Source organism: Lactobacillus corticis (assembly GCF_018327645.1).
GTDB lineage: Bacteria > Bacillota > Bacilli > Lactobacillales > Lactobacillaceae > Lactobacillus > Lactobacillus corticis.
In genome coordinates, this window is the sequence record NZ_BMAY01000001.1 from 65,541 (window position 1) to 81,078 (window position 15,538).

Here is a 15,538-nt window from a genome sequence, read left to right on the forward strand (position 1 = left end):
CAATATTTTTAGTTATAGATGAACACATCAATTCAAAAAATATTTTTCACAGCTTGATTATAAATAAACTGAAGGCATGAATAAGAAAAATAAAAAAAGTAACTGCATTTTCAGTTACTTTTGAGGTGAAAACTATTTTCGCTTTTTAATAATCTCTTTGGCATAGAATAAAATTTTTGGTCTTGTAATTATTATCATGATCGCATAAACAATTACTCCAATTAGAACTTCAATAACCATGGTAAACAAATTAAAAGTCCATAAGTTGTTCAAGTAAAACACAATTGCAAACATTACCACGCCACTAATAAGATATTTAAAAAAGTCTTGGAAGAGCCGAACAAAATGCAAATCATGTCGAACCATATATAATTGATAACTTGTAACAACCGCCTCTGATAGCACGGTTACTGCCATGCCGCCCTTCAAACCGAAAATTTTTGTAAATGGATAAATGGCAATAGTACTAAAAACCGCAGCTGCCACTAGCGTTTTGGTAAAATCATTTGTTCTTTTTACCGGTAGCAAATACTGGATACCAATTGCATTGGACCATGCAATTAAGACGATATTTATTGCTTCGATCATCATCACAGGTCCAACTGGAGCAAATTTTCTTCCATAGAAAAATGGTGCCAATTTTAGCGAAATTGCTGCCAAACCAAAAGCCATTGGGATTGCAATCAATGAAACAAAGTCAAACGATCTGTAAAGTATTTCCTTTACCTTTTCATGATTTCCCTTTGCAAATTCATTAGAGGCTTTTGGCAAAATTACAGTACCGGTCGCTGTAACAATTGCTAATATAGCTTGAACTATTTGGTCTGAATTATTATAGAAGCCAGTCGCCGTTGCCCCAACTACCACACCAACAACCGTCTTATTAAGCGTCGAGTATAATTTTGTAGCAACTGAGGGGATAAATAGCACAATTGATTCTTTCAAGTGCTTTAACGGCCTTAAGTCCTTTACGTTTACTGGAACCAAAAGTCTTTTTAGCGTTGGCCAAAGGGTCAAATTTCCTAAGAGCAACGAAAAAGCATTAATCAAAATATAGATCCAAGTATCACCAGCGTGCCGCACAAAGACAAAAATGCTGATAAAACTGACTAATTTTACTAGAGTATTTCGCGTTACAGTTCGCTTGAAATCTTCTATCCCAACGTAAAGCCAAGAGATATCAAACATCCCGGCGATAATGTTGACACTTTGCAGCCAAAGTAAAAAGTAATACTTACCGTATAGTTGAGTAAAAATTGCAAAAATCACCAGCGTAATTAGGGTCATTGCGAATTTTACAGACTGAATTTCCCAAAAGGTTTTGGACATTTTATAGCGATCTTTACGGACATATGCAATCTGCCGATCGCCATAATAGGCAACCCCAATACTTGCTATCAAGGTAAACCAATTAATAATTGAAAAGGTGAATGAATAATCTCCATAACCTCTCGGACCCAATACCCGTGAAATGTAGGGAGAAGTAATTAAAGGCAGGATAATTGCTAGTAGCTGGTAGGATGCATTATACAAATAGTTTTTGATAACTCTCACGATGTGTCTTTACTTTCCTTCTTCTCACTAGGTCAAATGACCTAAATCATTAAATTTGATAAACTCAAATAATTATTATAGCCCTACCTTGCACTGAAAGAAAAGAGTATGACTAGTTTAAGAAGCTAGTAAGTACAAATACATGAATTCTTTTCTTAACGAATCGTATTGACTAATACTTTTCAAACAGCACTGTTTTAAAAAAATCTCTAAAATTAAGTCTTAAAAACCTAATTTAGAGATTTCTTTTAGTTTCTCATAACATAACTAGCGGCATTGGCTTTAACTGTAACAGTATTCAAGTCCAGAGCCTTTCTAAGCTCATCAGAAACTCGTTGTCGCTCAGAACGACTAACCACTTCAATTTCCATTACGCCAAATTGTGGGTTATTAGTTTGCTTACTTACACCCTGTGCGTGATCAGTCTTGACATTCTTGTTAGCCTTACGATAGTCCATTCCTATCTTGTACATTTGCCCCATAGTTAGATCAGTTTGCATTTCACTGGAAATGGATTTCAAAAATTCTGAATTTAACAAAGTCGAAGGGGAAACAGATTTCTTCAATAAGGCCACCACGACCCGCCGATCACGTTCTTGACGACCATAGTCTTGTTCAGGATCTCCATGTCGCAATTGGGCAAAGGCTAATGCTTCTTTACCATCCATATGGTAAGACTTGCCTTTAACAAAGTTATATCCCAAATTGCTAAATGTCAGAGGTGAAACCACATCAATACCGCCAACTTGGTCGATAGCTTTCTTTAAACCGCCCATGTTAATTAGCATGTAGCCATCAATTGGTACACTGTAGTATTTATCGATGGTTTTAATGGTTTCACTAACTCCACCCAAAGTGTAGGCAGAATTCATTTTGGTGACGCCGTATTGCTTATAGTCTGGGAAAATAGCATTGGAGTCCCGTGGAATGCTGACAATTGTCGTGGATTCCTTTTGCGGATTTATTGACATCATCATCATGGTGTCAGTTCGACCTTTATAATCCCGCCCTAATGCACCGGTATCGGTTCCTAAAAGCAAAATATTGATTGGTTTTTTCTGCTTCAGTAAATTGTCTAAACTTCTACCTTTGTTGCTCGTAGTTGTCTTAGCAACGGGATTATACATGGTGTTGGTAGCATCCCGCACATTGCGATACATCATTACGCCAATTACGCCAGCTACTACAAGCAAAAGGACAACTATTACGCCAACCCAGCGCCAAATCTTTTTTCTTCGATGATGGTGGTGATGATGGTGTGAATTAGCATTTGTATGCCGCGTTATGTTTGGTTCTTTATTTTCGCTCATAATTCTCCCCAAAGGATTTTAAATTCTAGTAATTATTCAAGTGAATAATTAATCAACTACTAGAGTATAGTACAAAAAATTTCCTAGCACAGTATAACATGAAATCAATGTGTATAAACATCTATTCAATAATTAAATATTCGCAAATAAAAAACGATTGCCGCAGCAATCGTTTGTTTTCTCTTTACTTTACTCGTAATTCTTGCAGGTACTTGTAAGCGCCTTGGCCGGCAATACTGCCGTCGCCTACCGCATTGGAAATTTGGCGCAATTCTTTTGCCCGGACATCCCCGAGGGCAAAAATTCCTGGCACGCTAGTTTCCATCGCCTCATTGGTCTTTACCCAGCCATGGTCATCCAAAATCCCTAAGTGTTCAAATGGCTTGGTTTGTGGCACGGTACCAACATAAATGAAGACGCCGCCGACTTTCAAGATCTTCTCTTCGCCAGTTTCCTTGTCCTTGTACTTAACGCCGGTTACTCGGTTTTCATCGCCGACAATTTCTTCGGTTTGCGCATTCCAGACAAAATTCATCTTATCATTGGCAAAGGCCATCTTTTGCAAGGTCGGTTGAGCCCGCAATTGGTCGCGCCGGTGCACCACGGTCACGCTCTTAGCAAGTTGGGCGAGGTAGAAGCCTTCTTCAATGGCTGAGTCGCCGCCACCAATAACGGCAATGTCGTCGCCTTTAAAGAAAGCCGCGTCGCAGACCGCACAGTAGGAAACTCCGCGGCCTGAATATTCTTCTTCGCCAGGCACGCCCAGCTTCTTATGGTCGCTCCCTGTTGCAATAATTACTGCTGGTGCCGTATATGACTCAATGTCCGTCGTGACGGTCTTCAGATTGCCATCAACCGTCACACTCTGCACATCGCCATATTCAAAGTCTGGTTCAAACTTCTTGGCAGTTTGATACATTTTTTCGGCCAATTCTGGGCCCTTAATTTCGCTAAAACCCGGATAGTTGTCAATTGCATCAGTATTGTTCATTTGACCGCCGTAGGGGCCGCGATCAAGCATCAGGACCTTCAAGTTGGCCCGGGCTGCATAGAGAGCAGCCGTCATCCCGCCAGGACCGGCACCAATAATAATTACGTCATATTCTTTGGTCATGCTAAGCACCTCTTTATTAATCTTACTTTTAGTAAGTAATATGTTACCCCATGCTGGGAATAAGTGCAAGAGTTTTGCTTACAGACGAATTTCAGGCTTAGGACTTCTGCCCATCATTTGCTTGATTTCTTCATCTACATCGGCATTTTCATAGCAAACCCGGTAAACCGCTTCGCTGATTGGCATGTCGATATCTTTTTCTTGAACCAGTTCATGAACGGCCTTGACAGTCGTTGCACCTTCAACTACCTGTCCCATGTGTTCAACGATCCAGTCAAGGTGCTTGCCTTCGCCTAATTGCTTGCCGGCACGCCAGTTCCGAGAGTTGACGGAAGTACAAGTTACGATCAAATCACCAATCCCAGACAAGCCACTGAAAGTTTGGGCTTGCGCACCAAAGTATTTCACGCCCAAGCGGGTAATTTCAGCTAAACCACGAGTCATTAAAGCAGCCTTGGCGTCATCGCCGTAGCCCTTGCCGACTAAAATTCCGGCCGCAATCGCAATTACGTTCTTAACTGCTCCGCCGACTTCCACACCAATTAGATCATTGTTAGTGTAAAAACGGACGTAATTGTTTGAGAAGAGCTTTTGCACGAGCTTGGCGTTTTCTTCATTCGTTGAAGCACAAGTGATTGCCGTCAGGTCCTTTTGCGCAACATTTTCAGCGTGGCTTGGGCCAGAAATTGCGACAATCTTGTCGGTGTCGTTAGGATAAATTTCTTCAGTCAAAATGTCGCTAATCAGCTTCTTGCTGCCGGGTTCAATCCCCTTAGTAGCAGTTACTAAAAGCGGCTTGGTACCAAGCTTGTCCAAGATCGGTTTAACATTCTTAGCAACGATTCTAACTGCCTTGGTTGGCAAAACAAACAATAATAAGTCTGCGCCTGTAATAGCCTCTTCCAAGTTGCTGGTTGCTGGAACGTTCTCGTTTAATTTCCAGTCTTTCATGTAATGACTGTTAGTATGATGCTGGTTGATTTCTTCATTAACAGCGTCGATGTTGCCGTAGAGAACCACATCATTGCCATTATCTGCCAACATTGAGCCTAAAACTGAGCCCCATGAACCGTTACCTAAAACTGCAATTTTTGTCATAATTTTTCTCTCTATTCTTTCTAGTAAAACATTACTGTTCTATTTTAATCCCTACTGTAAGGATACTTCAAACCGCTGCCGTCTAAATACCATTTCGGCTTGACCACCTTACGCCGATATATCCACAAGGCTAGCGCACCGAAGAAGAGCACCACGCTTAGGGCTTGCGACACGCGGATCGTGCCAAACAGCATCAAACTATCGGTCCGCACCCCTTCTACAAAGAAGCGCACGACGGCGTACCACATAACGTAGGTCATAGCGACCTCGCCCTGCTTGAATAAATGCTGGCGGTGGCGCAAGGACAAAATGATGATTAGTCCCAGCAAATTAAGCGCCGATTCATACAAGAAGGTTGGCTGATAGTAAGTACCGCCAATTTTCATTTGCTGAATTATGAAGTCCGGCAAATGCAAGCTCTGCAAAAAGCTGAGACTTGTGGCAGCACCGTGGGCTTCTTGGTTGACAAAGTTGCCCCAGCGGCCTAAAACCTGCGCCGCCATCACGCCTGGCGCAATAATGTCCAGCATTAAAAATGTCGGCAGCATCCGCTTGTAGCAAAATACCACTAAAACCAAGAGACCAGCAATCAAACCGCCATAAATGGCGATCCCGCCGTTCCAAATCGCAATAATTTGGCCGGGGTTTTGGGAATAATACGGCCACTCAAAAATGACATAGTAAATTCTTGCCCCCACATAGCCCAGTGGCACCATCCACAACAGGAGGTCAATAAAGTCGTCAGCAATGATCTGACGCTTTTTTCCCTCGTTGATTGCCATCCAAGTGGCCAGCAAAATGGCAAAAGCCATGTTGACGCCGTACCACTTTACGCTCAGGTTGCCGATTTGAAAGGCCACCCGATTAATTACTAATTCCATTGATTACTTCGTTCCCTTTGCTTGATTTTTCTTTGAATTATCGGCAATCATCTTGGTTAGGTTGTCGTCAAATTTTTGCGTAGCATCATAGCCCATCTTCTTGGCCCGGAAGTTCATGGCAGCTACTTCAATAATAATTTCCAAATTGCGGCCCACCTTAACCGGAATGGTAACTTGTGGCACTTCTACGTTGCAGATTTCCATGGTATCTTCATTAAAGCCTAGGCGGTCATAGTTGGCTGATTGGTCCCAATTAACCAGGTTAATTACCAGCTGAATTTCAGCTGAATCTTTCACCGCTCCTGCCCCAAACAAGTTCATCACATCAATAATGCCGATCCCGCGGATTTCCATCAGATGCTTGAGAATTTGCGGAGCTTCGCCGACAACCGTTTCATGGTCTTTTTGGTAAACATCCACCCGGTCGTCGGCAATCAAGCGGTGACCGCGCTGAACCAGGCCAAGGGCGGTTTCGCTTTTACCAACGCCACTGGCACCGCGCAGCAAGATCCCCATCCCTTTAATTTCAACTAAAACGCCGTGGATCGATTCGCGCTTGGCGAGTTCTTCACGCAGATATTGCGTCAGCATCCCGGAAAGATAGGTCGTGCTCTCACCCGAAGTTAAAATCGGGATCTGGTGGGCTTCAGCTGCCTCTTTTAATTCTTTGGGAATCGGCAAGCGGCGTGAAATCAAGAAGCACGGCGTCTTGGGGGTGCACATTTTTTCAAACACCTTAACCAAGGAATCATGATCTAACATGGCCGCATAAGAAATTTCCGTCCGGCCTAAGAGCTGAATTCGTTCGGCCGGATAAAAATCAAAGTAGCCGGTCAATTCCAGCCCTGGCCGATAGATATCCGACACCGAAATGCTTTTTCCTTCCAAGTACTCCTGCCCTTGGTAAACATGCAAGACATTGTTATCTGCAATCAGTTGCGATAAAGTTACGGTTTCACTCATTTTTTCGCCTCATCATCATCTACATCTTTAACATGCACGTCGCGAGCCTGCTGACGGCCATCATCTGGTTCATCCGGATCATTCAAGTTGAAAAAATCATCAGGCGTTAGGTTCGGCTTCTTAGTTTTGCCCATTTTAACGCGGATCCAATAAATCAACCAAATAATCAGGCCTGCCACAATAATAATCGGCAACAGATAAAGTGCCACTTGGACCGCCAAGCCGATCAGTGCCAAGATTACGATTGCCCCTGCGATTAAGAGGAGCCATTGCTTCCAATTTAATTTCATATACGTCACCTAGTCAGGATTTTCCTGGCTTAATAACCATTGCAAATAAGCGTAAATAAAGCCATCCAGTTTGCCATCCATCACGCCGCTGGTATCAGCTGTTTCATAGCCGGTCCGCAGATCTTTGACCAAATTATAGGGGTGAAAGACATAGCTGCGGATTTGACTGCCCCAGCCGATTTCTTTTTGCTCACCCTTAAGCGCGGCCTTTTCTTGCCGCTTCTTTTCTTCTTCCAGGTGGAAGAGCTTAGCCCGCAGCTCATTCATCGCGGTTTCTCGGTTCTGCAATTGCGAACGCTGGGCTTGACTGGTAGTCACAATACCTGTTGGCAGGTGGGTGATCCGCACGGCACTAGAGGTTTTGTTAATGTGCTGACCACCGGCACCGCTGGAGCGATAAACATCAATCCGCAAATCCTTCGGGTCGATGGCGATTTCGATTGAATCATCTACTTCTGGAATAACTTCCACCGAAGCAAAGGAGGTATGGCGCCGCTTATTCGAGTCAAATGGCGAAATCCGCACCAAACGGTGGACGCCATGCTCGCTTTTTAATAAGCCATAGGCATTGGCGCCGCTGATTTTAATTGAAGCACTCTTTAGGCCTGCCTCATCCCCGGCTTCATAGTTGTTCAATTCGAACTTCAAGCCTTTGCTTTCGCAATACCGCTGATACATTCTTAAAAGCATCTGCGCCCAATCCTGGGCTTCAGTGCCGCCGGCACCCGGGTGAATTTCCATCAGGGCATTATGGCCGTCATATTGGCCCGACAAGAGCAGATCCAATTCATAATTGGCAAAGGCTTCCTCTAGCTCCTTTAAGCTATCAGTCGCTTCTTGGGCTAAGTCAGGATCAGCTTCTTCCGTTAGCAGTTCAACCATGGCCGCTTCGTCAGCCAATCCGTCCTGCAATTTGCTAAAAGAATCCTTCTTCTCTTTGAGCTTGTTGGTTTCATTGATCAATTCCTGTGCAGCTGCTTGATCATCCCAAAAGCTCGGTTCAGCCATCTTATGCTCATTTAGGGCAATGCTTTCAGTAATGGCATCTAAGTCAAAGAGACCCCCTAAAGTGGTCTAATTTGGCTTGCAACTTAGTTAGTTCACTTTGAATTTCGCTTAGTTCCATAATATATCCTCTCAAACATATAATCTGACCTTATCTTATCAAAAAATAGCGGACAAAAACCTGAATGATGGAAATTTTAGCAAAAAGAAAAAAGTCTGGGGCTGTTCCCCAAACTCTTCTAAATTTTGCCATTAATTACCGGGTTAAGTTTTCTCTGATTTCAGCCTTTAAGAACAGACGGGTAACGTCAAATTCAATGTTGGAAATCATTTCTTCAAACATCCGGTAACCTGAATCTTGATATTCAACTAATGGGTTCAATTGACCATAGCCCCGTAAACCAATTGATTGCCGCAATTGGTCCATGGCATCGATGTGGTCAGTCCAGCGTTCGTCAACGACCCGCAGGATTACCACCTTTTCAAATTCCAGCATTTGTTCTGGATCATTAAAAACTGAGGCCTTTTGGTCATAGTTGCGTTCAGCTTCTTCATATAATTGCTTCTTCAAATCAGCAGCTGAGATTTCCTTAAAGTCAATCTTGTTGGTAAAGTCTTCCGAAGCAATCGTTGAACTGATGAAGTCGCGCAAACTGTCGATCCGCCAATCTTTCCGATCGCCGTTAGTGAACATGTCGACTTGACTGTCGATTGTCCGCTTGATCATTGGCATTAAGACATCTTTCAAAGACTTGTCTTCTTCAATGACCTGCATCCGTTCACCGTAGATGATTTCCCGCTGAATCCGCATAACATCATCGTATTGCAGGGTTTGCTTACGCGTGTCGTAGTTGTTGCCTTCGACCCGTTTTTGGGCACTTTCAACTTGGCGGGTAATCAAACGACTTTCAATGACCTTGTCGTCATCGTTATCGCTCAAGCGGTCAAGGAAGTCCTTCACCCGATCGCCCCCGAAGCGCTTCATCAAGTCATCTTCTAGTGACAGGTAGAAACGAGTTTCACCAGGGTCACCTTGACGACCTGAACGACCACGGAGCTGGTTGTCAATCCGGCGAGATTCGTGTCGTTCAGTCCCGATTACGGCTAAACCGCCTAATTCTTTTACGCCAGGCCCCAGCTTGATGTCAGTACCACGACCGGCCATGTTGGTGGCAATCGTAACGGCCCCGCGTTGCCCCGCGTTCATGATGATGGCAGCTTCTTTGGCGTGGTTCTTAGCGTTCAAAACGGCGTGCGGAATGCCGGCTTTGTCCAAAAGCTTGCTCAAAAGTTCTGAGCTTTCAATGGCAACCGTACCCACCAAAACTGGCTGGCCTTTTTCATGACGCTTGGCAATATCAGCAACAACGGCGTTAAACTTGCTTTCCAAAGTTGGATAGAGCACGTCCGGGTTATCAATTCTGGCAATTGGCCGGTTAGTTGGAATAGTGATAACTTCCATGTTGTAAATTTCACGGAATTCTTCTTCTTCCGTCTTGGCCGTCCCTGTCATCCCGGAAAGCTTTTTGTACATTCTGAAGTAGTTCTGGTAGGTAATCGTAGCTTGGGTCTTGGATTCTTCTTGAATCTTGACGTTTTCCTTAGCTTCGATGGCTTGGTGCAGCCCATCTGAGTAGCGCCGACCTTCCATTACCCGACCAGTGAAGGAGTCAACGATCAAAACTTCACCGTTTTGGACAACGTAGTCGATATCCTTCAGCATGATGTAGTTAGCCCGCAAGGCTTGGTCAATGTGGTGAACCAGCTTTTGGTTTTCAACATCATACAAGTTTTCCAAGCCAAAGTGTTCTTCGGCCTTCTTAATTCCTTGCCGCGTTAAGGAAATGGTCTTGGTTGGCCAGTCAATCTTGTAGTCGCCGTAATCCTTGGTGTCATCGGCATCATCGTCTGACTTGTCTTCAGTCAATTTCTTGACAAAACGGTCGGCTCTAATGTAATCACCAGTTGCTTGTTCAGCTTCACCAGAAATAATCAATGGCGTTCTGGCTTCATCGATCAAAATTGAGTCAACTTCGTCGATGATGGCATAATTCAATGGTCGTTGAACCATTTGTTCCTTATAAACCACCATATTGTCCCGCAGGTAGTCAAAACCTAATTCGGAGTTGGTTGAATAAGTAACATCGCAATTATAAGCTTCACGCTTTTCATCAGGGGTCATGCTGTTTAAGTTCAAGCCGGTACTCAAACCTAACCAGCGGTACAATTGCCCCATTTCGCTTTCGTCACGGCTTGACAAGTATTCGTTAACCGTAACTACGTGAACGCCTTTGCCTTCTAGCGCATTCAGATAAACTGGCATGGTAGCCGTCAAGGTCTTCCCTTCACCGGTCATCATTTCGGCAATGTTACCGTAGTGCAGCGCAATCCCACCCAAAATTTGGACGTGGAATGGGTACAAGCCCAATACGCGCTTAGCGCCTTCACGGGCAACCGCAAACGCTTCTGGCAATAAGTCGTCGAGCGTTTCGCCGTCCTTGATGCGTTTTTTGAATTCATCGGTTTTGGCTTGCAGTTCTTCATCTGAAAGCTTGCTCATTTCGTCAGCATGAGCTTCAACCTTATCTGCAATTTTTTCGAATTTCTTTAGTTCTCGCTTATCAGCGTTATAGATTTTCTTTAAAATGTTTGCCATTCAATCGGTCCTTATTGTCGTAAAGTCTAAAAATACAGGCTAATTTTATCATAAATGCCGAGAAAAATAAAACCTTGCCCGGATTCGGACAAGGTTCATTAATCATCAGTTTGCTTTAGTAAATTACAATTTATTCATTCGTTTCAATTAAGCCATATCGGCCGTCGTTTCTGCGGTAGACAACGCTGGTACCGTTGGTTTCAGCGTCTTGGAAGACGAAGAAATCATGTTCCAACATGTCCATTTGCAAAATTGCCTCTTCCGGATCCATCGGCTTCAAGTTTACCTGCTTGTTGCGCACAATGTCAAAAGCTTTGCTTTCTTCCTTTGGTTCTTCCGGGGTTTCAACAAAGAAATCCTGCAGACCCTTTTCACGACTCTTGCGGTTTACCCGCGTCTTGTACTTTCTGATTTGCCGTTCCAGCTTCTCAGATACAAAGTCAATACTCCGATACATGTCATCGGTAGTTTCTTCAGCACGCAAAACCAGGTAAGGCAAAGGAATCGTAACTTCAACTTTGGCTGTGTGATCACGGTAAATCTTTAAGTTTACGTGAGCGATCACATCTTGGTTCAGTTCAAAGTACTTCTCGAGTTTCTTCAAACGCTTTTCAACATAGTTTCTTAAAGCATCTGTTACTTCGACATTTTCTCCACGAACATTGTACTTTAACATATAAGATTCTCCTTTCTCCGCTACGCGGTTTTTCTTTACACCTTTATTATACCAAATTAGTGTAAGCGTTTCACTGAAATCTAGCGACAAATTGTGAAAGACTTGATTTTAGCGCTTGGAAAAGCTCTGCGTAAGCAGTCGCGAGCGTGATAAAGCGTGCGACCGGTAGTATAAATGTCATCCAGCAATAAGATTTTGCTGATACTTCTATTGTAAATAGGATAGTTTACATCTGCAAGCACAAAGCCTTGCTCAGCCTCTAGGCGCTCCTGCCGGCTGCGCATCCCCTGGGCACCTTGACCGGGGATTTTGGTCAAAAGCGGCTTTAAGGCGTAATTGCCAAAAATCGCTTCAATTGTGTCAAAGCCCCGCTTAGCTTGATGTTCCGGCGAAGTCGGAATCGGCACCAAAAGCCAGTTTGGCAAAGGCGGCAAGAAGCTGGCTAAAACCTGGGCGAGTTGATAGTCGCCGTACCTTTTATATTGCACCATCAAGTCGTGCATGGCCTGGTCATAATGATAAAGGCTGCAATTAACCAGCAAATCGCCGTCATAGATTTGCTCCCAGCGCTGGCAATCGCGGCATAATTGGGCCGTCTGTTGACTGCGACCGCAAGCCGGACAGCGAATTGGCCCAAGCGGCTGAAACAATTTTTGACAATGGGGACACAAAACTGCTTCATGAAAAGCCTGAAAGGAAAACAGCCTGACTAAATCAACTGGCGGCAGAAAACAATTCCCACATAAAAGGCACACTCTCATTGATTCATCTCCTGGATTTCCTGCATGGCTTGCCGAATATTATGGGTATAGCGATGGTAACAAAATAATACCAAGCCCGTCGGGTCATCACTCGCCCGTCCCACGCGGCCAGCAATCTGCACCAAGGAACTAGCACTATAGATGCGGTCATCAGCTGCTAAAATTATCACCCACACATGCTTAAAAGTTACGCCCCGCTCTAAAATTGTCGTCGTCACCAATATTTCTAATTCGCCCCGGCGAAATGCCTCAACCTTGCTAAGTCGTTCCGGATCAGCCGCATGAACTCCGGCAAGCTTTAGCTGAGCAAATTGCGGATCAGCCTTGATGGCGGCCAAATATGCTGGAATTTCGGTAATTTTCGGCACAAACAACAATAAGGGGTGACCAGCTTTTATTGCCCGGGAAATATGCTCCGCTAATTGCGGATTAAGTCTGCCATGGTTGAGATATGGCCTTAAAAATAGCTTTTCCCTGGGCACAGGCAATTTTTGCCCGTGAAACCGGCGCTTAAGCGTTAATTTGGCGACTTTGCCTTGATTAATCTCTGCTAGCAAGTCACTGGTTGGCGTAGCCGTTAGGTAAACCGTGACGCCCGCAGTTTTGACGGCATTTTTGGCACCAAAATGCAGCATGGGATCACCAGCGTAAGGAAACGAATCAACTTCATCAATAATGAGCAAGTCAAAGGCCCGGTAAAATTTTAACAACTGATGCGTGGTCAGCAAGGTTAATTGCTCACACCCTGGTTCTGCTTCTCGCTTGCCGTGATAGCAGCCCACCTTGATTTGGGCAAAAGCCTCCGCCAGACGCGGATAAAGTTCATTAATCACGTCAATTCTTGGAGCAGCGACAGCCGCCCGCTTGCCATCTGCTAGACAAGCTGCCAGCAAAGGAAACAGCATTTCGGTTTTGCCAGCCCCGGTTACAGCATGGACTAGCGTGGTTTTACCCGCATGATAGTTGTTAACCAATGCTTGACTGATTTTGGTTTGATGCTTGGTCAGCTTCCCTTGCCAGGTCAAGGGCGCGGGATTTTTTGGAAAAACTGCTGTTGCCAAATTGCGCACTAACACCTGGTCTTCACTCACTCGTCCGATCCCCAGACAGGAGCGACAATATCGCTTTCGGCTCGGCAAGTAGGCTAAGAGCTGACTGCCACAACGCTGACAGCGATCAGCTTGAATTGCTGGAACTTTTTCACAAGTGCTAATTGTGGTAATATCCTCTTGATTAGCCAACCATTGGCGTCCAATTAATTCATCCATAAAAACCTCCTCAAGAGTAATTACGCAAAAAAGGAAAATTTTTCATGAATCAAGAAAAAAATTATTTAACCCTCAAGGAAAATGGTCAACATGAACTGGTCATAAAAAAGAGTCGCTTCATTGCTAGTCTTGCTAGAACGACGTCCGTTGATGAAGCCAAGGCCTTTATTCAAAAAATCAGCAAACAATATCACGACGCTACCCACAACACCTATGCTTACACCATTGGGCTTAATGACGAACAAGTTAAGGCTAGCGACAATGGAGAACCTTCCGGCACTGCGGGCGTGCCAGAATTAAAGGCTTTGCAGCTAATGGGCTTAAAAGATGTGACCGTGGTGGTAACGCGCTACTTTGGCGGGATCAAACTAGGAGCTGGCGGTTTAATTCGGGCTTACTCAAATTCTGTCACCGAAGCCGTGCAAAAAATCGGCGTTGTTAAACGCGTTCGCCAGCAAAACGTAAGTTTTGAACTCAGCTACAAGCAATACGATCTGGTCAACCATTATTTAACTGAACACAATATAGCAGTTGCGTCTACTGATTACGGCGCCGCAATTACCATCGAGGTCTTTTTAGATGAACCTGCAGTAGCTGCTTTTGAACAGGATCTGCTTAATTTATTGAGCGGACAAGTTGCATTTAAGAAAGGTGCGCTTAAGTATCGCGAAGTTCCTGTCGAAGCTCACAATTATCATGAAACTGACCTGGATTAAAAAATGGAGTTCCTACGGAACTCCATTTTTATTTGGTTTCGTCCTGTTTTTCTTTAGCTGGCTTCTTCGCCTTTAGTTGTTCGGGCTTCTCATCACCCAAATGCCAAACCTGGACCTTAGGATCGACAACCGTGCGCTGGTTGATCAGTTTTTGGATCAGATGCAGGATCGGTTTGTATTTATCGCCAAGCAAGCCGATCGATTCCACAAAAATTTCCAGGCCAATAATCAAGGCAATGCCCAGTGGCCAGATCCCCCAATTCGGTGAGAGCAGCAACAAGAGTGAAAAGAAGGAAAAGATTAGGGAAATCGCATAAATTACCAAAACCGTCTGCCGATGGGTCAAACCCATCCGCATTAATTGGTGATGCAGGTGGTGCTTGTCAGCTTGTGAAACTGGTTTATGGTTCAGTTTGCGCCGAATCATGGCATAGATGGTATCAGTAATTGGCACGCCCAAAATAATGATCGGCACCACCATGGAAATAAAGGTGATATTCTTTAAGCCTTTCAAACTCAAGACCGAAATCATAAAACCAACATACAAGGCACCCGTATCGCCTAAAAAGATGCGGGCTGGGTGGAAGTTATAGGGCAAGAAGCCTAACAAGCAGGCTGCTAGCATAAAACACATAATCGGCACGTAAATTTGCCGGTTAGGAATAAAATAATAAGCCACAATGCCCATGGTGGTCAAAGAAATCATGGACACCCCGGTTGCCAGCCCGTCCAGCCCATCAATCAGGTTGACAGCGTTGGTGAGGGCGAGAATCCAAAAGATGGTAATGGGAAAACTCCACCAGCCTAAATTGATCACCTGATGAGACAGGGGCACATTGATTTCATTCATTTGAATGCCTGCCAGGAAATAAATTACCAAGGCAGCCAAAAAAATCCCCAGCATTTTTTGCCGTGGCTTAAGTTCCAAAACATCATCAATCATTCCAGTCAGGATGATAATACTGGAAGCTAGTAAAATAGAAAATGTTTCATGGGTCGGAAATTGTTCCCGAAACAAGATAAACGTGCCAATATTGAAAGTAACAAAAATCCCCAGCCCGCCGATGGTAGGCATCGGTTTCTTGTTTACCCGCCGGGCATTAGGATTATCAACTGCACCTAAGACAAAAGCCAGCCGCCGAATAAAAGGCGTGATGGCAGCTTGGATAATCACCAAGAAAAAAAGTTCAACAATAATCTTAAACATATCATGCTGCTTTCTACATTTTATAAAGCATATTATACA

At 44.1% G+C, this 15,538-nt stretch carries 14 protein-coding genes; 1 reads left to right on the forward strand and 13 read right to left on the reverse strand.

What is annotated here, in order from left to right; genetic code table 11:
• Nucleotides 1–132: 132 nt before the first annotated feature.
• The 12 genes from KI210_RS00290 to KI210_RS00345 all read right to left on the reverse strand — a co-directional run bounded on the left by KI210_RS00290 (nt 133) and on the right by KI210_RS00345 (nt 13,576).
• Nucleotides 133–1,554 carry an oligosaccharide flippase family protein gene (locus KI210_RS00290; protein WP_212779893.1) on the reverse strand — a complete coding sequence of 474 codons (1,422 nt, stop codon included), beginning with the start codon at nt 1,552–1,554 and terminating at the stop codon, nt 133–135.
• A gap of 248 nt (nt 1,555–1,802) precedes the next feature.
• Nucleotides 1,803–2,864 (reverse strand): LCP family protein, encoded by a 1,062-nt coding sequence (locus KI210_RS00295; RefSeq protein ID WP_212779894.1) that lies wholly within the window; start codon nt 2,862–2,864, stop codon nt 1,803–1,805.
• Nucleotides 2,865–3,048: 184 nt separating this feature from the next.
• The gene (trxB, locus tag KI210_RS00300; protein WP_212779895.1) at nt 3,049–3,978 is read right to left on the reverse strand and encodes a thioredoxin-disulfide reductase; all 930 of its coding nucleotides are present in this window, start codon (nt 3,976–3,978) and stop codon (nt 3,049–3,051) included.
• Between the two features lie 78 nt (nt 3,979–4,056).
• On the reverse strand, nt 4,057–5,076 hold the full coding sequence (locus tag KI210_RS00305; protein ID WP_212779896.1) for an NAD(P)H-dependent glycerol-3-phosphate dehydrogenase: 1,020 nt from the start codon (nt 5,074–5,076) through the stop codon (nt 4,057–4,059).
• 44 nt (nt 5,077–5,120) lie between these two features.
• Entirely contained in the window at nt 5,121–5,957 is an 837-nt protein-coding gene (gene lgt, locus KI210_RS00310) for a prolipoprotein diacylglyceryl transferase (RefSeq protein WP_212779897.1), read from the reverse strand.
• Nucleotides 5,958–5,960: 3 nt separating this feature from the next.
• The gene (gene hprK, locus KI210_RS00315) at nt 5,961–6,920 is read right to left on the reverse strand and encodes an HPr(Ser) kinase/phosphatase (protein WP_212779898.1); all 960 of its coding nucleotides are present in this window, start codon (nt 6,918–6,920) and stop codon (nt 5,961–5,963) included.
• Nucleotides 6,917–7,210, reverse strand: coding sequence for a hypothetical protein (locus KI210_RS00320; RefSeq protein WP_212779899.1), 294 nt, complete (start codon nt 7,208–7,210; stop codon nt 6,917–6,919). Before KI210_RS00320 ends, hprK begins: the two co-directional genes overlap by 4 nt.
• A 9-nt stretch (nt 7,211–7,219) precedes the next feature.
• Nucleotides 7,220–8,336 (reverse strand): peptide chain release factor 2 gene (prfB, locus tag KI210_RS00325; RefSeq protein ID WP_212779900.1). Its coding sequence is split into 2 segments (ribosomal slippage): nt 7,220–8,263 and nt 8,265–8,336, totalling 1,116 coding nucleotides; the frame shifts between segments, so codons are not numbered across the junction.
• A gap of 135 nt (nt 8,337–8,471) precedes the next feature.
• Nucleotides 8,472–10,871, reverse strand: coding sequence for a preprotein translocase subunit SecA (gene secA, locus KI210_RS00330; protein ID WP_212779901.1), 2,400 nt, complete (start codon nt 10,869–10,871; stop codon nt 8,472–8,474).
• 130 nt (nt 10,872–11,001) lie between these two features.
• Nucleotides 11,002–11,547, reverse strand: a complete 546-nt coding sequence (gene hpf, locus KI210_RS00335) for a ribosome hibernation-promoting factor, HPF/YfiA family (RefSeq protein ID WP_212779902.1) — start codon at nt 11,545–11,547, stop codon at nt 11,002–11,004.
• 80 nt (nt 11,548–11,627) lie between these two features.
• Nucleotides 11,628–12,308, reverse strand: coding sequence for a ComF family protein (locus KI210_RS00340; RefSeq protein ID WP_212779903.1), 681 nt, complete (start codon nt 12,306–12,308; stop codon nt 11,628–11,630).
• The gene (locus tag KI210_RS00345) at nt 12,305–13,576 is read right to left on the reverse strand and encodes a helicase-related protein (protein ID WP_212779904.1); all 1,272 of its coding nucleotides are present in this window, start codon (nt 13,574–13,576) and stop codon (nt 12,305–12,307) included. The genes KI210_RS00340 and KI210_RS00345 overlap by 4 nt, the downstream gene beginning before the upstream one ends.
• A 44-nt stretch (nt 13,577–13,620) precedes the next feature.
• Between KI210_RS00345 and KI210_RS00350 the strand changes: the two genes are divergently transcribed.
• Entirely contained in the window at nt 13,621–14,292 is a 672-nt protein-coding gene (locus KI210_RS00350) for a YigZ family protein (RefSeq protein ID WP_212779905.1), read from the forward strand.
• Nucleotides 14,293–14,320: 28 nt separating this feature from the next.
• On the opposite strand, the gene KI210_RS00355 is transcribed toward KI210_RS00350, so the two are convergent.
• On the reverse strand, nt 14,321–15,499 hold the full coding sequence (locus tag KI210_RS00355) for a glycosyltransferase family 4 protein (protein ID WP_212779906.1): 1,179 nt from the start codon (nt 15,497–15,499) through the stop codon (nt 14,321–14,323).
• Between the last annotated feature and the right edge of the window lie 39 nt (nt 15,500–15,538).